The organism is Nostoc sp. (genome assembly GCF_036919575.1).
Taxonomy (GTDB): domain Bacteria; phylum Cyanobacteriota; class Cyanobacteriia; order Cyanobacteriales; family Nostocaceae; genus Nostoc.
The window spans coordinates 1-23,907 of record NZ_JBALBY010000083.1 but is presented as its reverse complement, the minus strand read 5'-3'; the positions used below and the strand labels follow the sequence as shown (position 1 = coordinate 23,907).

The window sequence follows — 23,907 nt, the reverse complement described above, 5'->3', positions numbered from 1 at the left end:
CGAATTACGAATTATTTAACCATCTTCTCGAATCACCTGGCTAAACTCATTGACTGCATCATATTGATCCGCCATGCGCGAATACTGCGCCAGCAACTCTATATCTAAGTCTGGGAAAAAAGAACTTTGGGACACTTTTTCATATTCCTCATCTCGCAAACAATATACCGAAAGTAGTCCATCTTCCCAAAACCAGACTTCTGGAACTTTCAGACGTTTGTATATCTGCAACTTATTAATTCCGCCACTGGTGACAATAATTTCAATAATTAAATCTGGAATCGGTTTTTTAGTCCCAAAGTTATAAGACTCATCTGGTTCTCGTCGCGTACCATCTTCGCGTTTGCCGAGTGTAGCACTTCCTCTAACGTAGAAGCGAATTTTCTTTGCTCTCAGGTATGCCTCCAACAAAAGCCTTGTAGTACTTTTAGCATCTTCATGATCATCGGAAGGTGGAGACAGAATTTCTAAAATTCCATCTAAATAAGTTAGTCGCGCACTTGTACCTTCTAGGTTTATATCTAGCTTTTCTAGTTGCTCCCAACTGACGTTATACAGCAGAACATAGGAAGTCTTTGGAGTGACAGGTTTGGCGATGACTGGGAAATTCATGGGGCGATCGCTCCTGGAGAGGTCTATAAGTATTACGATATAGTAATTCTAGGCAAAATAAAGCGATCGCTCCTACAGAGGTTTTATGTCCCTGACGCTTGAAGACTTGGAAAAAATGCAACGACAGTATCCTGACTTTCGTATGGAACTAGTCAAGGGTAATATTATTGTCATGAGTCCATCAGGATACGAATCAGGTGAGGTCGCTGCTGCAATCATTGCCGAGTTACATAACTGGGTTAAACCGCGCAAACTAGGACGAACAGCAGCTTCTAGCGCTGGTTTCATATTGTCAAATTTAGATTTACGCGTACCGGATGCTTCATTTGTTTTAGCCGAACGCTTGCGTCGCAGTCCCAAGTCTTTTGCTCAATTGGCTCCCGATTTGACTGTAGAGGTGAAGTCCCCTAGTGATAATTTAGAGGATCTGAGAGCCAAGATTAAAGAATTTCTGAGTTTGGGAACTAAGGTAGGAATTTTGCTCAATCCAGATGAGCGGATTGTTGAAGTTTACAACTTTGGACAAGAGGCAATAATACTTCGTGATGGCGATATTTTAACAGTTCCCGAACTGCTCCCAGGATGGGAAGTACCAATTGCAGATTTGTGGCCTCTAGAGTTTGACTAGGATAATTACGAATTACGAATTATTTTAACTTTCTGGAGTTTAAAAACGACCGAATAGGGACGTGTTTTGGAATTGAAAAGCTTTTGGTCGTTTTCTGCAAGATGATATCGCTCTGGGGTCATTCTTGGCTCTTCAAATTCGTCCACAGAAAAACCTGCTGCCTTAAAAGCTTTCCAGTAATCGGAAAGAGGACGATGAAACCAGATAAATGGTGTTGTAAAATGCTTCCAAGGTTGGTCGTTGCGTTGCGTCCTTTCAAAATAAGAAGAAGCCCAACTATAACAAACCGTCCCATCCTCATTTACAGTCGTCGAGTTGCCTTGGGGAAAACAAGGATGTGAGAACACCAAGATTGCAATACCACTAGGCTTGAGAACTCGATTGAATGCCCTGATTGCTCCTTCGAGATCAAGCAAATCCATGAGAACGTAATTCGAGATGATCAGATCAAATTGCTCATTTGGAAGCGATTTGAGTTCAGTGCATGAATCCAAATGAAAATCTATATCTAGATTCTTTTGGCTAGCTCTGAATTGGGCAATTTCGATCATTTGAGGTGAAAAATCTACAGCAGTTACACTGGCTCCTTTAAGGCAAAGCTGACGTGCCAGATATCCTGTGCCACAACCAGCATCGAGGACAGACAATCCCGCAACATTACCAGCGAAACTCCATAGCACAGGATCTGAGTTGAGAATTCGATTGCTGTCGCCATCCTCGCCAACTTGAATATCCCAGTCTCTAGCTCTATTATCCCAGAGTTCAAGTATTTCTTTCTCGTCAAACTTTGCCATTATTTCTTCAGTCATATCTTCCTCCCGAAAAGAATAACTTAATTATTTTTACATAAATATCTGCTAAAAATTATGGTATATGGTAGTGCTGTGCTGCATTTAATACCTAGCTGAATTGCGAGAGTAAATTCCCAGAGCAAAATTTTACAAGATCAAGATTAAGTGGTTACGCAAAATTATTTAAGCTATAAACGCTAACTCAAAAGCTATAAATGCCAACCCAAAAGCTATAAACGCTAACTCAAAAGCTATAAATGCCAACTCAAAAGCTATAAACGCTAACCCAAAAGCTATAAACGCTAACTCAAAAGCTATAAACGCTAACTCAAAAGCTATAAACGCTAACCCAAAAGCTATAAACGCTAACTCAAAAGCTATAAATGCTAACCCAAAAGCTATAAATGCCAACCCAAAAGCTATAAATGCCAACCCAAAAGCTATAAACGATTCGCTACGAACTTATGCAAAGCTGTACTTAGCGATCGCAAATCCGAAAAAAGAATAAAACTATCAAGATTTGGCAACTACTATACTGATTTAGTCCTTCATCAACTGAGGGACGGTAGAATATACCTAATTTTCGTAGCTTCAAAAACCAAACCATGACAATGCATTCCACACTCCAACGTGCATTTACTAACCGCCGCGTCCTAAAAGTGATTAGCGGCTTGAATAACTTCGATACCGCTAGCGTCGCTGCTATTGTTAAAGCTGCTGAATTTGGCGGTGCTACTTTTGTCGATATTGCCGCCGATGCAGCCTTAGTCCAGCTAGCTAAAAGTTTGACAAAATTACCAATTTGTGTATCAGCAGTAGAGCCAGATAAATTTGTGCAAGCTGTGGCAGCTGGTGCTGATTTAATTGAAATCGGGAATTTCGATTCCTTCTATGCTCAAGGACGTCGCTTTGAGGCTCCAGAAGTGCTAGCGCTGACTAAGCAAACCCGCGCTCTCTTCCCGGAAATTACTTTATCTGTCACCGTTCCTCACATCCTCGAACTAGATCAACAGGTACAGTTAGCAGAGGAATTGGTGAAAGCTGGAGCGGACATTATCCAAACCGAAGGCGGTACTAGCAGTAACCCAGTTCACCCTGGAACTCTAGGACTAATTGAAAAAGCTGCCCCCACCTTGGCAGCAGCTTTTGAGATTTCCCGTGTGGTGTCAGTGCCAGTATTGTGTGCTTCCGGCATTTCTAACGTTACTGCACCATTAGCGATCGCGGCTGGTGCTGCTGGTGTTGGCGTTGGTTCTGCCATCAACCAACTCAATAGCGAAGTTGCCATGATTGCCGCCGTGCGTGGCTTAGTGGAAGCGTTAGCGACTGCAAATAGAGTGATGAGTAAGAACTAGGGAGTGGGGAGTGGGGAGTGGGGAGTGGTGAATATTAAAATTCCCTATTCCCTATTCCCTACTCCCTACTCCCCTTAGCCCAAACAATCCTTCAAAGCATAAATCACCTGATCTTGCTGCTGTTGTGTCAATTCTGGGAACATGGGCAAAGATATGACTTCATGGCAAGCTTGCTCTGCTATTGGTAAGTCCCCAATTTGATAGCCCAGACTTTGATAAACTGGTTGCAAATGTAAAGGGTGGGGGTAGTAAATCATTGAACTCACGCCCTGTTCTTGCAATTGACTACGCACCGAATCTCGATATTTGGCGCTAGAACCATTTCGCCCTTCGCCTGAGATGCGAATAGTGTATTGATTCCATACCCCAATACCCCCAGGTAATTCTTGAGGCGGGACGATCGCGGGAACTTTACTAAGAAACTGGTAATAATAATTGGCGATATCTCGTCGGCGATCATTCCAAATATCTAAATAACGCAGCTTAATCTGCAAAATAGCCGCTTGGAGAGCATCCAAGCGGCTATTTACACCGATTTCTTCGTGTAAATATCTAATTCTACTACCATGATCCCGTAGTATTCGTGCTTTAGTAGCGATCGCTGGATCATTAGTCGTTATTGCTCCGCCATCGCCGCAACCACCAAGATTTTTGGTAGGGTAGAAACTAAAGCAACCAATATGTCCAATGCTTCCGACTCTTTGATCAGCCCAAATTGCTCCTGTAGACTGAGCGCAATCTTCAATTATTGACAAATTGTGAGAATGTGCGATCGCCATCAATGATGTCATATCCACGGGTTGTCCAAATAGGTGAACCGGGATAATCGCTTTTGTTTTGGGTGTAATCGCCGCCGCGACTTGCTCCACATCCAAATTAAACGTCGTCGCGTCAATATCAACGAAAACAGGCTTTGCACCCACGGCGCTAATTACTTCAGATGTCGCAATAAAGGTAAAAGGCGTTGTAATCACTTCATCGCCTGCACCAATTTCCAAGACTCGTAACGCTAAGTAGAGCGCATCAGTACCAGAATTACAAGCCACAGATTCACTAACAGTATTATAAGCGGCAAACTGTTGCTCAAAGCCTTGGACTAAGGGACCACCGATATAGCGCCCAGAAGCCAGAACCTCTAAGACGGCTGCACTTATTTCTGCTTCGATGGCGGTGTATTGCTGCTTAATATCAAAAACAGGGATGGGATTTACACTTTGGATCATGAGTTCTGATTTTATCGGGAGATACAAAGGATGCACTTCGACAGTCAATTTTTGCTTAATCAAATAGGAGCTACTAAAAGACTATCGCCCAAGATACGCATCTATTAGGGTTTTTACTTAAATTGTGGGGCGGTTAACTACCGCACATTTAATTTACAGATAGTAGGCATACTAGGTGTTTGCCATGTTAAGGTCGTACCATTTTGAATTGATGAAAGTGATATATATCATTCAAGATCCAACACATCGGATCAAAGTTCCTCTTGTGTCGGGTGCTTTGAAAAAAAAATACCAGGAGATAGAGAACCCATGCAGGATCTGATCAAGCTGGATTTCGGGGATTTAGCTATTGCTGTGGGATTGATGGCGATCGCCATTGGTCTATCTGCCTGGGAAAAATTAGGATTAGAGTTGAACTTAGCCCTTGCTACTGGGAGAACCATCTTACAACTTCTTGTATTGGGATACATTTTAGATTTCATCTTGGCTTTGGACAATGCTTGGGCAGTTTTGACGCTATTAGCAATAATGCTGACAATTACGGCGATTGTCGCACGAAATCGCATCAGCCAAAAAATTCCTCATGTCTTGCCTTTGGTATGGGGTGCAATTTTAATTAGTACCGCCCTGACAGTGCTTTACACCAACTTCTTGATCATTCAACCAGAAAGATGGTATGAACCACACTATATAATTCCCCTGGCAGGGATAGTCTTAGGTAATGCTACTAATGCAGCTGCGATCGCAGGCGATCGTCTTGTCAGCACTATTAATTCCAGCCATCTCGAAATCGAAACCCATTTGAGTTTAGGTGCAACTCCAGATCAAGCAGTTAGCCAGTATCGCAAAGACGCCATCAGAGCGGCATTGATTCCCACTCTCAATCAAATGATCCTCATCGGGATGGTGGCAATACCAGGAATTACCACCGGACAGTTATTAGCTGGTGTGAAACCTCTGGATGCTGTATCCTACGAAATTTTAATTATGTTTATGGTGGCTTTCGCTAACTTGCTGACAACAGTTTTAGTTACGAAGGGATTGTGTCGTCAATTTTTTAATTCTGCCGCCCAGTTGGTGATGTGAGGGGTTAATCTATAGGAATCATATTTGATTTCTGAAAAAATCTCGGTAGTCTTGTAGTGGACTGTCTAGCCTAAAATGTTGCAAAAAAATTGCTTTGTTGGGGAGCCACTGCGTTGCGCGGGTTCCCCGCGTTGTAGCAAGTGGCGTTGGAGGCTTTGCGTAACCCAACATCCTGATATATATATGTTGGGTTGCGCTCCGCTCCACCCAACCTACGTCTACGTCTAAGTCCACTATTTTAGCCTAGAGGGTCCACTACGTGCAACGCAGAAGAGATCCCCCAACCCCCTTAAAAAGGGGGCTTTCAAGTTCCCCCCTTTTTAAGGGGGGTTAGGGGGGATCGAGGTTTCAAGCTTTGATTGCGTAAGTCCTGAAATTAAAATATTCTCGCCTTAAAACTCTATCCCTTTATGGGTGCAGTATTCACAATTGGTGAATGCTGGCGACTGACGCCTTTATTCTGATTTGTTAATCTGGCGGTGTAGGATAGAGATCCAGCATCAATTCGTGATTTTTTATGTCTGCTACGCCTCTTGTATCTCAGGTTGACTTACACAACCCAGAAAAATCAGAATTAATCCCTCCCCTTCTAGGTGCGACTCTTGCGGAGTTAAGCACTTGGGTGCAGCAGCAGGGACAACCTGCTTACAGAGGAAAACAACTGCATGAATGGATCTATGACAAGGGGGTGCGATCGCTATCTGATATTTCTGTTTTCCCTAAGCAATGGCGGAAAGAACTAGCAGAAATTCCGATTGGACGCTCAATTTTACATTACCGCTCTGTGGCACCCGATGGCACAGTCAAATATCTTTTACGATTAACAGACGGGCAAATTATTGAAACTGTTGGTATCCCTACCTTCGCAGAAGGGGGAGAAGGCCCAAAAGCCCGTTTGACAGTTTGTGTTTCTACTCAAGTGGGTTGCCCAATGGCGTGTGATTTCTGCGCTACTGGTAAAGGCGGCTACAAACGCAACTTAGCACGCCATGAAATTGTCGATCAGGTGTTAACTGTACAAGAAGATTTTCAGCAACGGGTTAGCAATGTGGTGTTTATGGGACTGGGTGAACCGTTGTTGAATACTGAGAATGTCCTAGCAGCCCTGAAAACCCTGAATCAAGATGTCGGTATAGGACAGCGATCGCTTACAGTTTCTACAGTTGGGATTCGCGATCGCATCCGTGAATTCGCGCAAAATCATTTGCAAATCACTCTGGCGGTTAGTCTGCACGCACCCAACCAAGCACTACGGGAAAAACTCATCCCCAGCGCCCGCGCCTATCCTTTAGAAGATTTACTGGCTGAATGTCGGGAATATGTGGAAATCACTGGCCGCCGCCTTACCTTTGAATATGTTCTCCTTGCTGGTGTTAATGATTTACCAGAACACGCATTGGAACTTTCAAAATGCCTGCGCGGATTCCAAAGTCATGTAAATTTGATTCCTTATAATCCCATCCAAGAAGTAGACTATAAACGCCCCAACCGCGATCGTATTCAAGCCTTTGTCAACGTCCTCAAGCAGCAAAATACTGCTGTTAGTGTCCGTTATTCCCGTGGTTTAGAAGCCGATGCTGCTTGTGGGCAGCTAAGAGCAAGTAAAAATTAAACCTCTTACACTAAATAAATTTACAGCCCATTTCAAGGAAAGTGAGGTACACAACCAAAGTCTCAAACCCTGGTGTAAAAGCTGTTTTACTTCTGAATTCTGATCCCTGAATTCTGAATTCTGCTGTAATTACTTTAATCTCACAGATACCTAGCAATACTCCTCGGTTAAAATATTTAAGGTTTGCTCATGTAGCCAACTGAACCAGGATATTAATAGAGGTGATAGCTATGGCAACTTCTTCATATTCAGTTCTCAGACCTTATATTGCTGCTGATTTTAGAGCCGATTTAGATAAACAAGATATCCTAAATTTCCCTATTTCTAGTTCTAGTCCAGCCATCAAAGCGAATAGTTATTACTTTGGGCATCCAGAATGGGCAAAAAACTATTTTGAAAACTGTCATCGTGATCAAATATTCAAGTCCTGCTGGGAAGCCGCCACGGGGACTTGGGATCATAAAATTGTTGTAGACATTGGTTGTGGCCCGGGCAATTTGTATGCAACGCTTGGGGGAAAACCACAATTGTTAATTGGTGTAGATATTAGCTATGGGGCATTGTCTATGGCTCAACGTCTTGGCTATATACCAGTGCTTGCAGATGCCCACGAACTTCCTTTCATTTCTAATTTTGCTGATATGGTAGTACTTAATGCTACACTGCATCACTGTGATTACATGGACATCGTGTTGGAGGAAGCAGCGCGTTTAGTCCGTCCAGGCGGCATCCTAATCACAGACCATGACCCTCAGTTGACTGCCTGGAACTTCCAAGGATTAGGTTTGTGGTTATGGAACTTACGCTTAGGGCTATATCGGCTAATCAAACGAGGAGGTCATACCTCTGCAAGCGAGCAAACTTGGGGATTAGCAACTGAGGTTCATCACCGTCCTGGGGATGGAGTAACGCCGAAGCTCTACTACAAAATTCTGGAGCCACTTGGCTTTAGTGTCAAGGTTTATCCTCACAACCATACAGTTGGTGCAGAAGTATTCCAAGGCAATTACGGTGAATCTGACAAGAAGTATCGCTTGGCTCAATTATGGTCTGGTATCAATCCTAATTCACCAGAAGCAGCATTATCGCTGATGTGTGTTGCCACACGCCATGTTTGAGACAAAGCAAGCATAGTTGTTGTGGGCTTCGCAACAAAAACCCTCAGTGACCGAATTTTAGATTTTACAGCAGAAATCATGTATTTGAACCACATCTGTTGTAGGGGCACAGCAATGCTCATTGGTATCAACTTAAGACAAAACCCTTTTCAAACCTCGTTTCCAGCCTCTGGCTGGAAATGCTGCTCATTGCGGCTCTGCCGCAAGTCTTGAGGCGGAGCCTCTCGGAATGCATTCCCAGTCTCCGACTGGGAACGAGACAACGAGACAATCTTAAAAGCTGCTTATAGACTGCCTTTCACCTTAAGTTGACACGCATGAGCAATGCTGTGCCCCTACCGCGTGGTCTATTTACCTGAAAATAGCTGTAAATTTTGGATTTTAGATTGAAGATTCAAATCCGTCTTGGAAAGTTTGCTCAAGTCAAGCCACTCCGTTGCGGTGAGGCAGTCCGGTCTTGGGGGTTTCCCCCATGAGGAACTGCTGAACCCGAAGGGGGGTTCCCACGCCACTTGATGCCAGTCTGCTCAAGTCGGGAGACCCGAAAGAGCGGCTGGCTCCTTTATGCAGGCGTTCCCGTCCACCGCAGTGGCTCCCCGTTGTAGGAAGTGGCGCGGCAGAGCCACCCACGCAACTTTCCGCAAAATCTCAAATTAAATGACAGAGCAAGTGACTTGATTGCTGGGGTCAATATCTCCAGTGATAGAAGCAGATGAAGTATTTAGGGCTATAGAATTATAACGATTGACAAAATAACTGTATGTTGAATCGATTATTGATGCTTAAACTATGGCTACTAGTGATTGTTATTGCAAAAACTTTGCCGATGAATTCTCCTGCCTATGGACAAGTAATTCAGACGAATCCTCAGCAACCTGAGTCCTTTCAAGAAAGAATTAGACAACAACAAGAGGATCAAACTCAGCAAACACAAGAGCAACTTAAGGAAACATGGCTACGGCTACACTTTAAACAACCACAACAACAACAACAACAACTGAGAATACAACAGCAAGAATTTTCACGACAACGGGAGCAACTCAGACGCCAGCAACAGCTGAGACTACAACAGCAAGAAACGAGACTACAACAGCAAGAATTTACACGACAGCAACAACTGAGAATCCAACAGCAACAACTCAGACAAGATCAAGAACTTAGACAACAGCAACAATTGAGATTAGAACAACAGAGACAACAGCAAGAACTCAGACAACAACAGAGACAACAGCAAGAACTCAGACAACAAAACGAGAATCTGTGAAGTGTTCAAAATTTTTGAGAAATAACTTTATTGTTGAAGAAGAATACAGAATTCATAATTCAGAATTCAGAATCAATTAGTATAGGATTCAAACTCGCACTTCGACTTTTTGGCAAAGCTCAGGGCAGGGAAAAGCTCAATGACCAGCACTAATTTTAGACCATACTTCGGCGCTGCTCTGTTACCACCAAATTTTCTTGTTTTGTGGGGGACTTAAACCCGTTTATTCACATTTGCCCTTCTCCTATGGGAGACGCTACGCGAACGGTTAGCCAGTCGCTTCAAGTCGGTAAACCCGCCCAACGTGCTGGCTCACTAGTGACACAGAATTCAATTCTGACTCCTGAATTCTGACTCCTGAATTCTGTTTTATTTATTATCTAGCGCTGTGCGTAAATGCCAGGGGCATAAGCCTCAATGACTTTGCCTGTGCGGGTGCAACTAATCATCAAGTAGTCACAACTTGGGCATTGTGTCCGAGTTAATTGACTATCAAAAATATAATAACGCTCGGCGTGACTACCACAATTTGGGCAGTAAATCTTTTGTACTGTCTGCATTTTAAAACCCCTGGTTTTAATTATTTTTTACTTAGTAAAGCTACAAGTTAAACCAGGAAAAGTTCTGGTTCGACCCAACTTAACAAACTGCCGTAATATTTGGTTGATTATTTTAAACAAAATTTCCGGTTTGAAAACTTTTCGATATCTTTATCTATTATCTTAAAACTTAGGTGATTTTACCCTCCTACTTTAGACACATAAATTATTTTTTAATTGAATACTGCTTAGAGATTTACTGATCCCTATGATTAATTCCTTGAGAGAGCCTTGTTTATAGTTATTTCAGACGGCTACAAAAAAAGTCGTTCTTGTATTGAAAAATTAAAACCAGGAAATTACTGTATCTTTAGTAACAAAATCTCCATCTTAATATTTAGTTAATATTTGATATCAAGATTTATGAGATTAATGATCATCTGTCGCGCCTACAAGTTGCACTTTTTGGAGACTGTAACCCTTGATATAGGACTCGTATTTGATTTCTGAAAAAAATCAGTACACCCGGAAAAGGCTTCTTCCCCACTCCCCACTCCCCACTGACTTTAAGCAGGATGAAAATAATCGTAAATTTCTTGAGCCAAACGCGGCCCAATTCCTGCTACTTCAGCTAGTTGTGTGGTTGTTGCTTGCCGAATATAATCAACTGAGCGAAAATGTCCTAGTAGCTGCTTTTGTCGATGATGTCCTAAGCCGGGAATTTCATCTAAACGCGATCGCTTCAATTTATCACTACGCTGCTGACGATGGAAACTCACTGCAAACCGATGCGCTTCATCCCGCAGCCGTCGCAATAACTGTACCCCCGGTTGTTCTGCATCAGTTATCAAAGGTTTAGATTCTCCCGGTAAAAAAATCTCTTCTCGCTGCTTTGCTAAACTCACAACTCGCAAGTCTTCTAATAAATTCATCTCTTGCAAGATAGCGATAACCGATGATAACTGACCTTTACCACCATCGATCATGATTAAATCAGGCCAGTCAGGATTACCCAAACGTGCTAATTGCTGATCTTCCCCATACTTACGAAACCGACGCTGGATAACTTCAGCAAGACTGGCAAAATCATCTGAATGTCCTGCTGTCACTGTGGGATTTTTGATTTTGTAGTGGCGATAGTGTTGTTTGGCGGGTAATCCGTCGATAAACACGACTTGCGAAGCTACTGCATTTGACCCTTGAATATGGGAAATGTCATAACCTTCGACGCGGTGGGGTACATCTGGTAAATCGAGAATGGTGGCTAAATCTTGCATTGCTTGGTGATTGCGATCGCCAAATTTCTGCATTCTTTGCAATTCATACTGAGCATTTCGCTCTACCATCTCAATTAATTCTGCCTTAGTTTGCCGCAAAGGAGTTAAAATTGTAACTTTTTTACCTTTACGTTGAGTTAAGACATCCGCCAATATCTCGCTATCTGGTAAATCATGCTGTACCAAAATCTCTATGGGTATTTCCACTGAGTCAGCAGTTTGGTAATGTTCCTCCAAAGCGCGTTGTAAAATAGCTCCCGGTTCCGCTTGAGTATCCGCCACAAACGCCAAACGTCCCACCAATTGCCCCGCGCGAATCTGGAATAGTTGAATGCAAGCGTGCTGTTCGTCGGCTGCCAGGGCGATCGCATCCCGTGAAACTGTATCATCTGGTAAGGAAACTTTTTGGTCGGCTGTCAGCGACTTTAACCCAGAAATTTGATCACGAATTCGCGCTGCTGACTCAAAATTCAAGTCCTGAGATGCTGCATTCATCTGTTGGGTCAAAATATCAATCAGTTCCTGAGTTCGACCTTGGAAGACCATCGCGATCTTTTGTACAATTTTGCGATATTCTTCTGGTGAAACCATCTGTTGACACACACCCGGACACCGCCCCAAATCATAATTTAAGCAGGGACGGTCTTTAAAAAGCGGTTGAGGTCGTTGTCGCTGTGGGAAGATCCGCTTGCAAATGCGGACAATTTCTCGTAATAAACCAGCATCAGTATAAGGTCCATAAAATTTATCCTTTTCTTTGCCAAATTGACGTTTACGGGTAATAAAAATTCGGGGATAATCTTCTGACCAAGTGATGCAGAGATAGGGATATTTTTTATCATCTTTGAGCAGCACGTTAAAGTATGGCTGGTGCTGCTTGATCAAATTGGCTTCTAGCGCTAAGGCTTCGGCTTCAGTATCAGTGACAATGAATTCAATTTCAGTCACCAACTTTACCATCCTGGCGATGCGTTCACTCTTGTTGTAGCCATCGCGGAAATAGGAACGGACACGCGATCGCAACTTACGTGATTTACCTATATATATAATGCGATCGCTCTTGTCTCGCATGAAATAAACCCCCGGTTCCGGTGGTATTTCAGCTAGACGGTTTTCCAATCGTTCTGGTTCTTTAATCAGTGGTAATATTTCAGTAGATATTGTCACAACCCAAATTAGGTAATCTTTTTCTATTTTAAGAAAAATTATTTTTTTGTGCCGATTTCACAGACTATTTACAGCAGAATTCAGAATTCAGAATTCAGAAGTAAAACAGGGTTTATACCTCGCTTTGGGACGAATCGTTGTGTACTTCACTTCCCTTCAATTGTAATTTTTAACTAATTCGGTGGGTTTACAGCACTTTTAGATCAAACCCGCTATAAAAATGAATCCTAAAACAAAGCTTAGTATTGGTTTTAGTACTTTTATCTGTGCCACGTTTGATTGCAATTCGCTGTAAGTCCCCGGCAACAAGTAAGCCGCATGCTAGCCACAGTCAATACACCCCACCCCCAGCCCCTCCCCGCAAGCGGGGAGGGGAGACAAAGCATAGCTTTGGCGGGGGTGGGGTTCTTCGGGTTTAATAAGCAATCAAGCGGACATGATATGAATCCCCTATGCATCAATACGCTTGGGTTAAGGCTAAAACTCTTTATCAAAGTCAATTTTTTAAACGAACCACAGAGGCGCAGAGGAAACAGAGAGAAGAAAAAATGCTTAACCCAAGCGTATTACCCTATGCATTACTTAATTACGACTTCCGACTTCCGACTTCCGACTTCTTTAACCTGGTATTTTTCGACCAACTCTTTAACTTGAGCGGCCACCAAAGGATGTGGATCTTTTTGTAACTGGGGTAGGATTTGCCGGAGAACGCGCTGTGAAACCATATTCAAGTATGCGATCGCAGCTTCTCTAACAAAGCCAGTTGGATGACGCAAACTCACTAAAATCTCAGAACTTGTCAGCCGGATGTGAGTTACTTGAGCATAATGAAAACAGCAAGCTAGACACCAGTCAGAAAGGAAGTTACTCAATGTCAGTAATCTGTGGAGGCGATCGCTAACTACCATATTCTCATATTCTCCGATCTTGGCTTCCACGAGATGTTGCAATTTTTCTGACTGCGGTCGGTTATCTAAAATATTCAGCAATAAGGACTTTGAAGACAAAGTTATGGTATGCTCTAAGATTTCTAACCCCCGCGCTAAGTTTACCACTGAGAGCGATCGCAGATTGAATGTTGCTGCCTGCATCTTTTCTGGCGAGTAAAGCAGTTTTAGTAGCAGTAGCAGCCGCTCTTTGACATCCAATTCTAATTCTAAAAGGGCGCGTTGCAATAACTCAGAGACAATCAAAATCCTCTGACTCGATTGATGATTTTCTTCTTGGTCTAATGTTTGAAAGTCTATGTATGCGGCATAAATCTCACCTAAAAACTTTAATTCCTGCTTGATTAAATTTTCCACCCGACTTTCATAAAACCGATCCACTAAATCTTTAAGTCCTGGTTGTTTATGTATTTTTAGTAAGCTACGAAGAATATGATCTCTGGTAGTACCCCAAGATGTTTCCAAGTTTTCCCATAAAGCCTCCAATGCTTCCTGAGTGCCAATTTGAGCAATGGTTCGCCAAGCGTACATTCGCACTACTTCCGGTTTGTAAATATTCGTAGCCAACCGCAATAGCATTTCTAAAGCTTCATTTTCTAATCCCACTAGGGCTGATATTGCTGTAGTGCGGGTTGATTTGTAATAAAGTGCTGCAATCAGTGCCGAATAGTACTCTTCTAAATGGGTTGCTGCAATCATTTCTAATACAGCACAGCGCACCCGTAAGGACTCATCTTGTAATAAATTCGGGATGTGAATCCGCAACGCCTGCAAATAAACTGCTTCTCTGAGCGCTCTGACTCCATTCACTCGTTCTCGTTCTAGCTTATGAGTCAACATCCGGCGCATGGTTTGGGTAGCTACTACCTTTTGCATGGGCGTTCCCTGGCGTAAGACTAAAGCGGCGGCGGTGGCGCGGATGAGTGAGTTTTGCCGGGGGCTCAGGTATTCTTCTAGGAGGCTTAAATTCGGATTTGGTTCAGCCAGCCAAACATAGCGCAGTGCGAGGGCAAAAACTTCGGGGTTAGTTTCTTGGGATTGTTCTAACAAAGGACGGATGGCGGTTAGATAAACAGGATTTACACCTCCGGTCAGCATCACTTCCAAACTTTGGCGCTGCAAGTCTGGGGTTAACTTGATTAGTAGAGGTGCTAAAACTTCCGCAGCTCCAAGGGAATCCATTTGGGCTAAAAGTTCAATGCAAGAGCGTTTATCAGCCTCGCTGCCCTTTTCTGCTAAAGCTTTGATTACCCCCTGTTTGAAAAATCGTAAGCCCACATTGGTTGCACTCAATTGACCCCGCGCCACACTTAAGACTAACAGTTCAACATAGCGCGATCGCAATTCCCAAACTACTGTTAAACAGGTGCCAGCGATCAGCATTGTTTCTGATACCAACACCCATTTTTGCATTGATACTGGTACAAACCGCCCACAAAACAATAGAGTGACAAAAATTAGCGCACCTGTCAAACCTGTTGCGATCGCTTCGGCAGTTCCGCCAGATAAAGTCTGCATCCGGCTGCGAATTCCCTCTGGAATCGGTTGGTACAGCATGGGACCGCTACTCATGACAAAGGTGTAGCGCAGAAGTTCATCACAAAATTTGACAATTATCAAACCCCAGAAGAAGCTTTGCGATTGCATAGCTGGAATTAAATTCAGCAATACCAGCACTCCTGGTAGGGCAAAGCCGACGGTGATTGGTAAAAGCGTGGCTGTGAAAAATACCCCCATTCGTTCGATGAGTCGGCTAGAAACAAACCACTGCAACGACAACTCACACAGTCCCAACATTCCCCCAAAAAGACCCAAAAAGCTAGCGAGTTCTCGGTCGCTCAAATTGGCTTGGAGTTCGCGCAGATACTGAAAATCTATTAACAACCCAATGACTTGTAACAAACCCACAAAGGCAAACAACGAAAAGACATAGCTTTTCAGTGGACTTTTGATGAAACGCTGCCGTGAGGCTTGTTCTTCAGGAATTAGTCTTTGTGGGGTTTGAGGAAAAGCGGCTCGATAGTGATGAGTTAAATAGAATAGAATCCCCGATCCTAATAAAATCATTACACAGGCGATGAGGATGATCTTATTCAGCGAGGTGTATTGCAGTAGCCAAGGCAAACTAAAGCCACTGATTACATCTGCTACCAAAAGACCACTACTCACCAGTGGGTAAGTGCGCTTAATCTCCCGAATGTTAAATAGTTGGTTGGCGACGATAGAGGTGTTGAGGTCATTGACTACATAAAGTGCATCTACCCACAGCCGCAGCAGAAATACCGAAATCACTGCCAGGTAGGAGAAATGCGATCCCCAACGGACTAAAATTAATAGAACTAATGGCATTAACATGCAAGGTGCGATCGCTACAATCACCTGGCGTAAGGGAAAAATCTTTTGCAGCCAAGAGTATAAAAAAACCAGTCCGGCACTCATCGCAGCACTGGCAATATACATCCACGGCAGTAGGTTAGTCCCATATTCATCCAAAAACAGCGCCACCGTACTGTCCTCTGCCCACCGCAATCCTACAGATACAGTTGTGTAAAAGAGAAACATCAACTGAGTCCGTTCGCTCTCCTCTGGTCGGAGATTCACCCACTGTAGTAGTCGTGGTAAAGCAACTTTATTTGCAGCCAACCAGTGATTTTTCAGTTCCATGCAGTTTTATTTTCTGGTAGTATCACCGTGTAAGGGGAGCAGGGGGAGATGAGGGAGCAGGGGAGATGAGGGAGATGAGGGAGCAGGGGGAGATGAGGGAGCAGGGGGAGCAGGGGAAGAAAATACTTCCTTATCCTCCTCATCCTCCTCATCCTCCTCATCCTCCTCATCCTCCTCATCCCCCTCATCCCCTCATCCCCTCATCCCCTGGAAATAGCAAAAGTCCTGAGCAACTGAATACTATGTTTCCCATTCAGGCTTCAGGACTATCGATTTTAGATAAATTTAAATGACCTTAGAAGTAGGGGCGCACAGATGTGCATACGTGTCAACTTAACGTAAAACTTATGTCCCACAAAAAACTGAAGTTCCTTGCTAATAGCTCAAGTCATCTAAAAGATGACTATAGGACTTACGCAAAACCACACGTTGTAGGGGCAATTCATGAATTGCCCCTACTAGAAAATCAAGGTTTCGGCTATTGTTTGCGTAAGTCCTGGACTAAATAATCTGAAAAATCTTTAGTCTACTTCAGTAGACTTGGGCTAAAAGCCAAAGAAATTTATTTCTGGGCGGGCGTGGAAGTCAACAAGCGATTTCTAGCTGAAGTTGATACCAATGATATCATGTCCGCTTGATTACTTACTAAACCCCAAGAACCCCACCCCGCCAAAGCTACGCTTTGTCTCCCCTCCCCGCCGGCTCTTAGGGGCTGGGGGTGGGGTGCAATGACTATGGTAATCACAACTAATTACCCGGACATGATATGACAGATGTGCATCCAAACGAAAAATGAAAAAATCCTCTAGCTAGAAGTTAGGGGATTTTTAAACTCGGTCTATTAATACAGTTAGAGGATTATTTTTTAGGCGAGATGAGCATCATCATGTTTCGCCCTTCTTTTTTTGGCGCTTGTTGAAGCTCACCATAAGGCTCCAAATCCGTTGCCATTCGCTTAAGCAAATCTTCTGCTAGGTCGCTGTGTTGAATTTCTCGACCCCGGAACATGACAGTAGCTTTGACTTTATCGCCATCTTTCAAAAAGCGCTCTGCTTGCTTAACACGCACGTTATAGTCGTGTTCTTCTATTTTGTAGCGCATCTTAACTTCTTTGACATCAGCCGTGTGCTGCTTCTTCCGGGCTTCCCGCGCCTTTTTTTCCTGCTCAAACTTGTATTTCCCGTAGTTCATAATCCGACAAACCGGCGGGTCAGCTTTGTCACTGATTAGCACCAAATCTAGCTCTTTTTCTTCTGCTAGTTGTAGTGCTTCTTGTGGGGGCATAATTCCCAGCTGGCCGCCGTCAATGTCGATGACCCGAATTTTTGGGAAGCGAATTCGTTCGTTAATTTGGGGCAGATCGCGAGTTCTTTTCTTCTCAATCACAGCCATTATGATTTATGGGAGCTCTTAATGAAGGATTTGGTGTTGTCTAAATTGGTATGCCTCAGATGGCAAAATACTGAAATAAATCAGGAGATGGACTGAAATAAGTCAGGAGATGGAAAAATAGTCTACACTTCTAGGGTAGCTAATCCATAAAATAGTTGCGTCGTTGTTTTTGTTATTTTACTCACTCTGAAAGAATTTTTCTGCAAGAGTTAATCTAAATTACAGAGCCTAGACTCATGTTAAATATTATTACAGTTATTGAAACAGAATTCAGGAGTCAGAATTCAGGAGTCAGAATTCAGGAGTCAGAATTCAGGAGTCAGAATTCAGGACTTATAGCAATACGCTCCTAAGTTGCTAACGCAATGCTTACGAGCGTCGGGAACCTCCGCAACGCACTGGCTCCCCTACGTGGATTTCAAAAATCAAATACTAGTCTTATAGGTAGCAATGATTGGCCATTGCGTTGGCGCGTCAGTGTTTGTGTAGGGTACAAAACGCAGTGTAGTTAACGCGAGTGTATCTCCTTGGGAAGGAATATGCTCCGATCGCAATGACGAAAATAGCTTACTTTACCTAAGTGCTGCAATTGAGACAGCCAAACCGAAAATTCTCAGAAATATTCACCTGAAATGCTGTAATTAACTTTATCCTTGTGATCGAGGATATCTAAATTTATACAAAATAAATATATTAGCAGTCTCATGGCCATAGATTTACGAGCATTTTTTCAGGCAACTGACCCCAGCCGAACTCTGTTTGTCAACAATCAGTCAGATGTGAAATACTACATAGACTTTTCTTCGGTGCGAGGCGGGGATATTATCGGCAAACTCAAGCAGAAAATTACTTTTTTCAAGCCGAATGAACCTACCTGCACCCTATTTACTGGGCATATTGGTTGTGGGAAATCGACGGAACTATTGAGGTTACAGGCGGAACTGGAAAGGTTAGGTTTCCATGTAGTCTATTTTGAGTCTAGCGAAGACCTGGAAATGACTGATGTCGATATTGCTGATGTGTTGCTAGCGATCGCTCGGCGTGTGAGTCAAAGTCTGGATAAAATTACACTGGCGGAACCCAACAAGTTTAATGAGTTGCTCCAAGGTGCTTGGAAGGTCTTAAACTCCGAGGTGACGGGGGTAAAAGTTAAGGTTCCAAATGTCGGCGATTTTGGTGTCACCTCTGAAAAAGAAAAGCTTTCTCTGTCTGTGGGCATTGGTGAAATCACGGCGAAGATGAAAAATGATCCAACGCTGCGAGAAAAACTCAATCAGTATTTGGCACCCCAAAAAACGAAGCTGCTGGAAGCGATTAATCAAGAATTATTGGAGCCTGCCGTGGTTAAACTCAAACAGCAGGGTAAAAATGGTCTAGTGGTAATCGTCGATAATCTTGACCGCATAGATAATCGTGCCAAACCTTGGGGGCGTCCGCAACAGGAATATTTATTTGTCGATCAGGGTGAGTTTTTGACGAAACTTAATTGTCATCTAATCTACACCATGCCCTTAGCTTTGAAGTTTTCTAATGATTACGGAATGCTTACCCAGCGTTTCCCAGAAGATCCCAAGGTGTTACCAATGGTACCTGTAGAATGGCGTGATGGCAGTGTTCATACACAGGGAATGGCACTGATGCAGCAGATGGTACTAGCGAGAGCTTTTCCCGACTTGACACCAGAGGAGCGTTTAAATAAAATTACCGAGATTTTTGATAGTGCTGCTAGTTTAGAGCGGTTATGTAAAATGAGCGGTGGTCATGTGCGGGACGTGCTGAGGCTGCTGAATACCTGGATTATGGAAGAAATGAGTCTTCCCCTAACTCGTAAAACCTTAGAGCAAGTTATTCGTTCTCGGCGGAATGAAATAATGTTACCGATTTCTGATGAAGAGTGGCAATTGTTACGTCATGTCAAGGAAAGGAAAAAGGTGAGTGATGACCACGGATATCAAAAACTGATCCGCAGTCGGTTTGTCTTTGAATATCGGGATGGTGGCGAGTCTTGGTTTGATGTTAATCCCGTTTTGGCTGAGGCGAGGGAGTTGCAGTGAGGAGGCAGAGGGCTAGTAGACAAGTTGAATTACCCCCCTTAATCCCCCCTTATAAAGGGGGGAAATGAGATTTCCGGTTCCCTCCCCTTTACAAGGGGAGGGTTAGGGTGGGGTAAAACCCAGATTCGTAATTTCAGAACAAGAGGAAATATGAAAACAATCCAAGAGTTAAAGACTCGTATTCAAGAACTCAGTAAACAAGCTGTTGAATTTAGTAGAAAAGCATCTGAAGTGTGTTTAAGTGACCGTCAGCAAGCCAAGTATTTTAGACAACAAGCAAGAGAAGCTAGCAAACGTACTCAAGTATTGATACAGGAGTTAAAACGCCAGGAAGTTTAATTTTGTAGTCAACTTAGAACCAGGGCGAATAGAATTCGCGGCTATACAAACGAAGTCCACCTCCGTGGACTAAGAGAAAATTAAGGGTTTGAACCCACGGAGGTGGGTTTTGCCTCGTGTAGACGCGGTTTCTAACCGCCCTTTTAACTTATGACAGACTCGCAACCACCAGAAGATGACTATGTAAACAGCGATGTCTACGATGGGCTTCACCTACGCTCTCTGCAACAATTAGCATGGGCGATCGAGTCTTCTGTGGGACAGTTTAAGCTGATTTTGGCACGGTGTAATTATGCCAGTTTGCGCGATCGCCTCATCTCCAGATTACGTCAAATCTCTCAAGTCGAAATTCATATCTTGGCGGTGCAGCAATCTCGCAGGACTCTCTATACTGCGATTCAGTCAGAATTCGGCGAAGAAATACCAGCCTGTGTGATGGTTGTGGGTTTGGAATCAGTGCAGAATTTGTCTGTGATGTTAACTTCTGCAAATCAGGTGCGGGAAGAGTTTCGCAAGAATTTTGCTTTTCCCTTAGTGGTGTGGATTGACGATGAAATCTACAAGCAACTAATACAGCTTGCGCCAGATTTGGAAAGTTGGGCAACTACGAGAAATTTTGCCATATCAATACAGGAATTAGTCGATTTTATAAGCGAAACAGCTAATCAATGGTTTAGTAATAACTTAAATTTTAGCGCCGACGTATATCTTAAACTGGAAAATGAGTTAGAAGCAGCGCAAAGAGATTTACTCAATCAACCAGATGTTTATAATTTAGAAATTCAAGCTAATTTAGAATCTTTATTAGGTTTTATCAAACAGATAAATAATCAAAAAGATTCGGCGTTAGAGCATTATCACAAAGCTTATAAGCTCTGGCAGCAAAGTAGTAATTTAGAACGGCAGGCAAAAATCCTCGGTGAGATTGGCTTTTGCTGTTATCTCAAAGCTTTTAAACATCAAGATATCAATCATCCCGATTGGCATAGAACTTGGCATTACGTTCAAGAGTATATAAATTTTATTAACTACTTTTACAGTCCAGATTTAATTGCCAATTCAGTAGTTAAATTTGGTGATATCTTGCGAGATTTACAAAAGTGGGAAACGTTGCAGAGTCTTTCGGAAGAAGCTTTAGTAGTACATCAAATTAACAACCAGCTAAGGGAATTAGCCAAGGATTACGGTTTTTTAGCTGAGGTGGCTTTGGCTCAAAACAACTGGGTTGAAGCAAATCAGCTTGTTCAGCAAGCCTTGGAAGTTTTTGCTGCGATTCCCAATCTGGAATCAGCGAATGTGTCAGGGGTTTTATCTCAATTTAGTGATGTTCTGCCCCGGAAGATCCCCCCAACCCCCCTTAAAAAGGGGGGCTTAATTCCCTCTTTAAAAAGGAGCGTTAGGGAGGAGCAAGCCTTAAGGCAAGGGTATGAGGATTTAGCTGATATTACTGAAAGGGTTTTAGAATCAAAAGACTTGAGCTTATATCAGTTTATTCTAGGTCGTTCTCAATACCATTTAGGTGAAATTAAACAGGCAACTCTCAGCGTAGAAACTGCTAGAGATGTGGGTAATCCCCTAGAAGATGTCAGGCTTTATTTGGATCTTCTCAGGTTTTTGCAGCAGCTTTATTTTGAGCAGAAAGAATATCTCAAAGCATATAACATCAAACAGCAACGGCGTTCTATTGAACAGCAATTTGGTTTGCGGGCTTTTATTGGTGCGGGGAGGCTAGAAGCGACAAAACAGGCATTTGTAGAGACATTGCGCTCAAACTCTCCTCAAGGAAATATTGCCCCAGAAATTGCTGCATCTGGTCGCCTATTGGATGTAGAACGTTTGATAGAACGCATGGGTCGCCCTGATTATAAGTTGATAGTAATTCATGGGCAATCGGGTGTGGGCAAAAGTTCCCTGGTGAATGCAGGACTGGTGCCAGCTTTAAAGAATAAAGCGATCGGTATTCAAGATTATTTGCCGGTGGTAATGCGGGTTTATACTAACTGGGTGGAAGAGTTGGGGAGGCTTTTGGGGAGAGATGAGGGAGATGAGGGAGATGAGGGGGATGAGGGAGGGGTAGAACTTCAAGCTTCAGCCTCTGAACTCGGAACTTCAGCCTCAGAACTCGGAACTTCGACCTTTGAACTCGGAACTTCGACCTCTGAACTCGGAACTTCGACCTTTGAACTCGGAACTTCGACCTTTGAACTCGGAACTTCGACCTCGGAACTCGGAACTTCGACCTCGGAACTCGGAACTTCGACCTCGGAACTCGGAACTTCGACCTCAGAACTCGGAACTCCGACCTCAAATACTCAAAATCCCCCCTCCTCACTCCTAACTCCTAACTCCTCACTCAGGAGAGACGCGATGAATCGCGTCTCTACAAACTCCTCACTCCTAACTCCTCACTCCCTAATTTCCCAACTCCGCAAAAACGAACAGCGTAACCTCCGCACGGTGTTAATCTTTGATCAATTTGAGGAATTTTTCTTTGTTTACACCCAACCTGCACAAAGAAAGCAATTCTTTGAGTTTCTGGGAGAGTGTCTGAATGTTCTATCGGTGAAAGTTATCTTATCGCTGCGGGTGGATTACATCCATTACTTGCTGGAGTGCAATGATTTGTCCAGTCTTAAGATTATTGGCAATGACATTCTCAGTAATAATGTGCTTTACAAGTTGGGGAATTTCTCACCCGATGATACCAAGTCAATTATTCAGCGTTTAACTGCAAATACTAGCTTTCGCTTAGAAGATGCTTTAGTCGATCAAATGGTGCTGGATTTAGCCGGAGAATTGGGTGAAGTTCGTCCCATTGAGTTGCAGGTTGTGGGGGCGCAACTGCAAACGGAGAATATTACAACTCTGGCAGAATATCAGCAACGTGGTACTAAGGACGAATTGGTTAAGCGTTATTTGAATGAAGTTGTTCATGATTGCGGTGAAGAAAATCAGCAAGCAGCAGAATTATTACTATATTTGCTGACCGATGACAAAGGAACTCGCCCACTTAAGACTCGCGCTGAGTTGGAACGCGATTTGATGCCGTACTTATCGGAGATCCCCCCAACCCCCCTTAAAAAGGGGGGCTTAATTTCTTTAACCCCCTTTTTAAGGGGGTCGCCGCAGGCGGGGGGATCAGAAACTAGGGGGGAACAAGCTTCTGAAATCAGCAAATTAGATTTAGTGTTAGAGATTTTTGTCCAATCCGGCTTGGTGGTTTTGTTACCAGAGAATCCTTTTAACCGTTATCAACTGGTACATGACTACATCGCCGCTTTTATTCGCCAGCAACAAGAACCGAAGTTAAAGCAGGTGATGGCGGAACTGAAAAAGGAACGAGAACAAAGAGAACTGAGTGACGCGAAACTGAATAACTTTCTCAAACGCGCCCTTTTTGGTTCAGTCGCCGCAGGATTAGTATTAGCTGGGTTAGCTGGGTTATCATGGCGATCGGCAATAGAGGCAAATGAGCAAAAAAAGCAAGCCGATATTAATGAAATTGACGCTATTAATAACTCTTCAGAAGCGTTTTTTGCCTCTGGACAACATCCAGATGCTTTAATAGCAGGTTTAAAAGCAGGTGAAAAACTCAAACTCACAGCTTCGGCACAAGAAAGAAACGATACCCGAATGCAAACTGTGGCAACTTTACGGCAAGCGGTTTACTTACAGCCCAACGAAAAGAAAGAAAACCGCGCCATAGAGATTAACACTTTAGAAGGGCATAGCAGTTTGGTCAGAAGCGTCGGATTCAGCCCCGATGGCAAGACACTGGCTTCTGGCAGTGATGATCAGACGATCAAACTCTGGGATGTCAGCACAGGCAAAGCGATCAA

The 23,907-nt window shown here is 43.3% G+C and carries 19 protein-coding genes; 10 read left to right on the top strand and 9 right to left on the bottom strand.

What is annotated here, in order from left to right; translation table 11 throughout:
• Nucleotides 1–15: 15 nt before the first annotated feature.
• On the bottom strand, nt 16–612 hold the full coding sequence (locus V7K27_RS21685; protein ID WP_334950142.1) for a Uma2 family endonuclease: 597 nt from the start codon (nt 610–612) through the stop codon (nt 16–18).
• Between the two features lie 85 nt (nt 613–697).
• Here V7K27_RS21685 and V7K27_RS21680 point away from each other — a divergent pair, with 85 nt between their 5' ends.
• Nucleotides 698–1,240: a Uma2 family endonuclease gene (locus V7K27_RS21680; RefSeq protein ID WP_334950141.1), complete on the top strand. Its 543-nt coding sequence runs from the start codon at nt 698–700 to the stop codon at nt 1,238–1,240.
• A gap of 5 nt (nt 1,241–1,245) precedes the next feature.
• Here V7K27_RS21680 and V7K27_RS21675 read toward each other — a convergent pair whose 3' ends face one another.
• The 3 genes from V7K27_RS21675 to V7K27_RS21665 all read right to left on the bottom strand — a co-directional run bounded on the left by V7K27_RS21675 (nt 1,246) and on the right by V7K27_RS21665 (nt 2,638).
• Nucleotides 1,246–2,049: a class I SAM-dependent methyltransferase gene (locus V7K27_RS21675; RefSeq protein ID WP_334950140.1), complete on the bottom strand. Its 804-nt coding sequence runs from the start codon at nt 2,047–2,049 to the stop codon at nt 1,246–1,248.
• Nucleotides 2,050–2,214: 165 nt separating this feature from the next.
• On the bottom strand, nt 2,215–2,463 hold the full coding sequence (locus tag V7K27_RS21670) for a hypothetical protein (RefSeq protein ID WP_334950139.1): 249 nt from the start codon (nt 2,461–2,463) through the stop codon (nt 2,215–2,217).
• 46 nt (nt 2,464–2,509) lie between these two features.
• Nucleotides 2,510–2,638 carry a hypothetical protein gene (locus V7K27_RS21665; protein ID WP_334950138.1) on the bottom strand — a complete coding sequence of 43 codons (129 nt, stop codon included), beginning with the start codon at nt 2,636–2,638 and terminating at the stop codon, nt 2,510–2,512.
• On the opposite strand from V7K27_RS21665, the gene V7K27_RS21660 reads away from it, so the two are divergent.
• On the top strand, nt 2,637–3,386 hold the full coding sequence (locus V7K27_RS21660; RefSeq protein ID WP_334950137.1) for a DUF561 domain-containing protein: 750 nt from the start codon (nt 2,637–2,639) through the stop codon (nt 3,384–3,386). The two genes, V7K27_RS21665 and V7K27_RS21660, sit on opposite strands and share 2 nt — an antisense overlap.
• Nucleotides 3,387–3,460: 74 nt before the next feature.
• Here the strand turns inward: V7K27_RS21660 and V7K27_RS21655 are convergent, their stop codons facing one another.
• The gene (locus tag V7K27_RS21655; RefSeq protein ID WP_334950196.1) at nt 3,461–4,609 is read right to left on the bottom strand and encodes a DegT/DnrJ/EryC1/StrS family aminotransferase; all 1,149 of its coding nucleotides are present in this window, start codon (nt 4,607–4,609) and stop codon (nt 3,461–3,463) included.
• A gap of 309 nt (nt 4,610–4,918) precedes the next feature.
• On the opposite strand from V7K27_RS21655, the gene V7K27_RS21650 reads away from it, so the two are divergent.
• From V7K27_RS21650 to V7K27_RS21635, 4 genes are all read left to right on the top strand, one after another.
• Complete coding sequence (locus tag V7K27_RS21650) at nt 4,919–5,695, top strand: ABC transporter permease (RefSeq protein WP_334950136.1); 777 nt, start codon at nt 4,919–4,921, stop codon at nt 5,693–5,695.
• Nucleotides 5,696–6,212: 517 nt separating this feature from the next.
• Nucleotides 6,213–7,307 carry a 23S rRNA (adenine(2503)-C(2))-methyltransferase RlmN gene (gene rlmN / locus V7K27_RS21645; RefSeq protein WP_334950135.1) on the top strand — a complete coding sequence of 365 codons (1,095 nt, stop codon included), beginning with the start codon at nt 6,213–6,215 and terminating at the stop codon, nt 7,305–7,307.
• Nucleotides 7,308–7,537: 230 nt separating this feature from the next.
• The gene (locus V7K27_RS21640; protein WP_334950134.1) at nt 7,538–8,425 is read left to right on the top strand and encodes a class I SAM-dependent methyltransferase; all 888 of its coding nucleotides are present in this window, start codon (nt 7,538–7,540) and stop codon (nt 8,423–8,425) included.
• 760 nt (nt 8,426–9,185) lie between these two features.
• Nucleotides 9,186–9,689: a hypothetical protein gene (locus V7K27_RS21635; RefSeq protein ID WP_334950133.1), complete on the top strand. Its 504-nt coding sequence runs from the start codon at nt 9,186–9,188 to the stop codon at nt 9,687–9,689.
• A 380-nt stretch (nt 9,690–10,069) separates the two neighbouring features.
• On the opposite strand, the gene V7K27_RS21630 is transcribed toward V7K27_RS21635, so the two are convergent.
• The 3 genes from V7K27_RS21630 to V7K27_RS21620 form a co-directional block, all read right to left on the bottom strand.
• Complete coding sequence (locus V7K27_RS21630) at nt 10,070–10,249, bottom strand: replication restart DNA helicase PriA (RefSeq protein ID WP_334950132.1); 180 nt, start codon at nt 10,247–10,249, stop codon at nt 10,070–10,072.
• Between the two features lie 545 nt (nt 10,250–10,794).
• The gene (gene uvrC, locus V7K27_RS21625; protein ID WP_334950131.1) at nt 10,795–12,672 is read right to left on the bottom strand and encodes an excinuclease ABC subunit UvrC; all 1,878 of its coding nucleotides are present in this window, start codon (nt 12,670–12,672) and stop codon (nt 10,795–10,797) included.
• Nucleotides 12,673–13,250: 578 nt separating this feature from the next.
• Nucleotides 13,251–16,283 carry an MFS transporter gene (locus V7K27_RS21620; protein WP_334950130.1) on the bottom strand — a complete coding sequence of 1,011 codons (3,033 nt, stop codon included), beginning with the start codon at nt 16,281–16,283 and terminating at the stop codon, nt 13,251–13,253.
• Nucleotides 16,284–16,348: 65 nt separating this feature from the next.
• Between V7K27_RS21620 and V7K27_RS21615 the strand changes: the two genes are divergently transcribed.
• Nucleotides 16,349–16,576 (top strand): hypothetical protein, encoded by a 228-nt coding sequence (locus V7K27_RS21615; RefSeq protein WP_334950129.1) that lies wholly within the window; start codon nt 16,349–16,351, stop codon nt 16,574–16,576.
• Nucleotides 16,577–17,141: 565 nt separating this feature from the next.
• On the opposite strand, the gene infC is transcribed toward V7K27_RS21615, so the two are convergent.
• The gene (infC, locus tag V7K27_RS21610) at nt 17,142–17,675 is read right to left on the bottom strand and encodes a translation initiation factor IF-3 (RefSeq protein WP_334950128.1); all 534 of its coding nucleotides are present in this window, start codon (nt 17,673–17,675) and stop codon (nt 17,142–17,144) included.
• Nucleotides 17,676–18,379: 704 nt separating this feature from the next.
• Here infC and V7K27_RS21605 point away from each other — a divergent pair.
• The 3 genes from V7K27_RS21605 to V7K27_RS21595 form a co-directional block, all read left to right on the top strand.
• Nucleotides 18,380–19,729, top strand: coding sequence for an ATP-binding protein (locus V7K27_RS21605; RefSeq protein WP_334950127.1), 1,350 nt, complete (start codon nt 18,380–18,382; stop codon nt 19,727–19,729).
• 150 nt (nt 19,730–19,879) lie between these two features.
• A complete protein-coding gene (locus tag V7K27_RS21600; RefSeq protein ID WP_094348692.1) occupies nt 19,880–20,068 on the top strand; it encodes a hypothetical protein in 189 nt (62 codons plus the stop codon).
• Nucleotides 20,069–20,218: 150 nt separating this feature from the next.
• Nucleotides 20,219–23,907, top strand: a 3,689-nt coding sequence (locus tag V7K27_RS21595) for an nSTAND1 domain-containing NTPase (RefSeq protein WP_442947637.1), incomplete at its 3' end; no start/stop codon positions are given.

What these genes read in the sequence shown, in the direction of transcription:
- V7K27_RS21615 (WP_334950129.1), top strand. Translation starts at nt 16,349, where the DNA reads ATGAGGGAGATGAGGGAGCAGGGGGAGATGAGGGAGCAGGGGGAGCAG.
- V7K27_RS21600 (WP_094348692.1), top strand. Translation starts at nt 19,880, where the DNA reads ATGAAAACAATCCAAGAGTTAAAGACTCGTATTCAAGAACTCAGTAAA.
- V7K27_RS21640 (WP_334950134.1), top strand. Translation starts at nt 7,538, where the DNA reads ATGGCAACTTCTTCATATTCAGTTCTCAGACCTTATATTGCTGCTGAT.
- V7K27_RS21605 (WP_334950127.1), top strand. Translation starts at nt 18,380, where the DNA reads ATGGCCATAGATTTACGAGCATTTTTTCAGGCAACTGACCCCAGCCGA.
- V7K27_RS21685 (WP_334950142.1), bottom strand. Translation starts at nt 612, where the DNA reads ATGAATTTCCCAGTCATCGCCAAACCTGTCACTCCAAAGACTTCCTAT.
- V7K27_RS21660 (WP_334950137.1), top strand. Translation starts at nt 2,637, where the DNA reads ATGACAATGCATTCCACACTCCAACGTGCATTTACTAACCGCCGCGTC.
- V7K27_RS21620 (WP_334950130.1), bottom strand. Translation starts at nt 16,283, where the DNA reads ATGGAACTGAAAAATCACTGGTTGGCTGCAAATAAAGTTGCTTTACCA.
- rlmN (WP_334950135.1), top strand. Translation starts at nt 6,213, where the DNA reads ATGTCTGCTACGCCTCTTGTATCTCAGGTTGACTTACACAACCCAGAA.
- V7K27_RS21655 (WP_334950196.1), bottom strand. Translation starts at nt 4,609, where the DNA reads ATGATCCAAAGTGTAAATCCCATCCCTGTTTTTGATATTAAGCAGCAA.
- infC (WP_334950128.1), bottom strand. Translation starts at nt 17,675, where the DNA reads ATGGCTGTGATTGAGAAGAAAAGAACTCGCGATCTGCCCCAAATTAAC.
- V7K27_RS21650 (WP_334950136.1), top strand. Translation starts at nt 4,919, where the DNA reads ATGCAGGATCTGATCAAGCTGGATTTCGGGGATTTAGCTATTGCTGTG.
- V7K27_RS21675 (WP_334950140.1), bottom strand. Translation starts at nt 2,049, where the DNA reads ATGACTGAAGAAATAATGGCAAAGTTTGACGAGAAAGAAATACTTGAA.
- V7K27_RS21635 (WP_334950133.1), top strand. Translation starts at nt 9,186, where the DNA reads ATGTTGAATCGATTATTGATGCTTAAACTATGGCTACTAGTGATTGTT.
- V7K27_RS21680 (WP_334950141.1), top strand. Translation starts at nt 698, where the DNA reads ATGTCCCTGACGCTTGAAGACTTGGAAAAAATGCAACGACAGTATCCT.
- V7K27_RS21630 (WP_334950132.1), bottom strand. Translation starts at nt 10,249, where the DNA reads ATGCAGACAGTACAAAAGATTTACTGCCCAAATTGTGGTAGTCACGCC.
- V7K27_RS21665 (WP_334950138.1), bottom strand. Translation starts at nt 2,638, where the DNA reads ATGGTTTGGTTTTTGAAGCTACGAAAATTAGGTATATTCTACCGTCCC.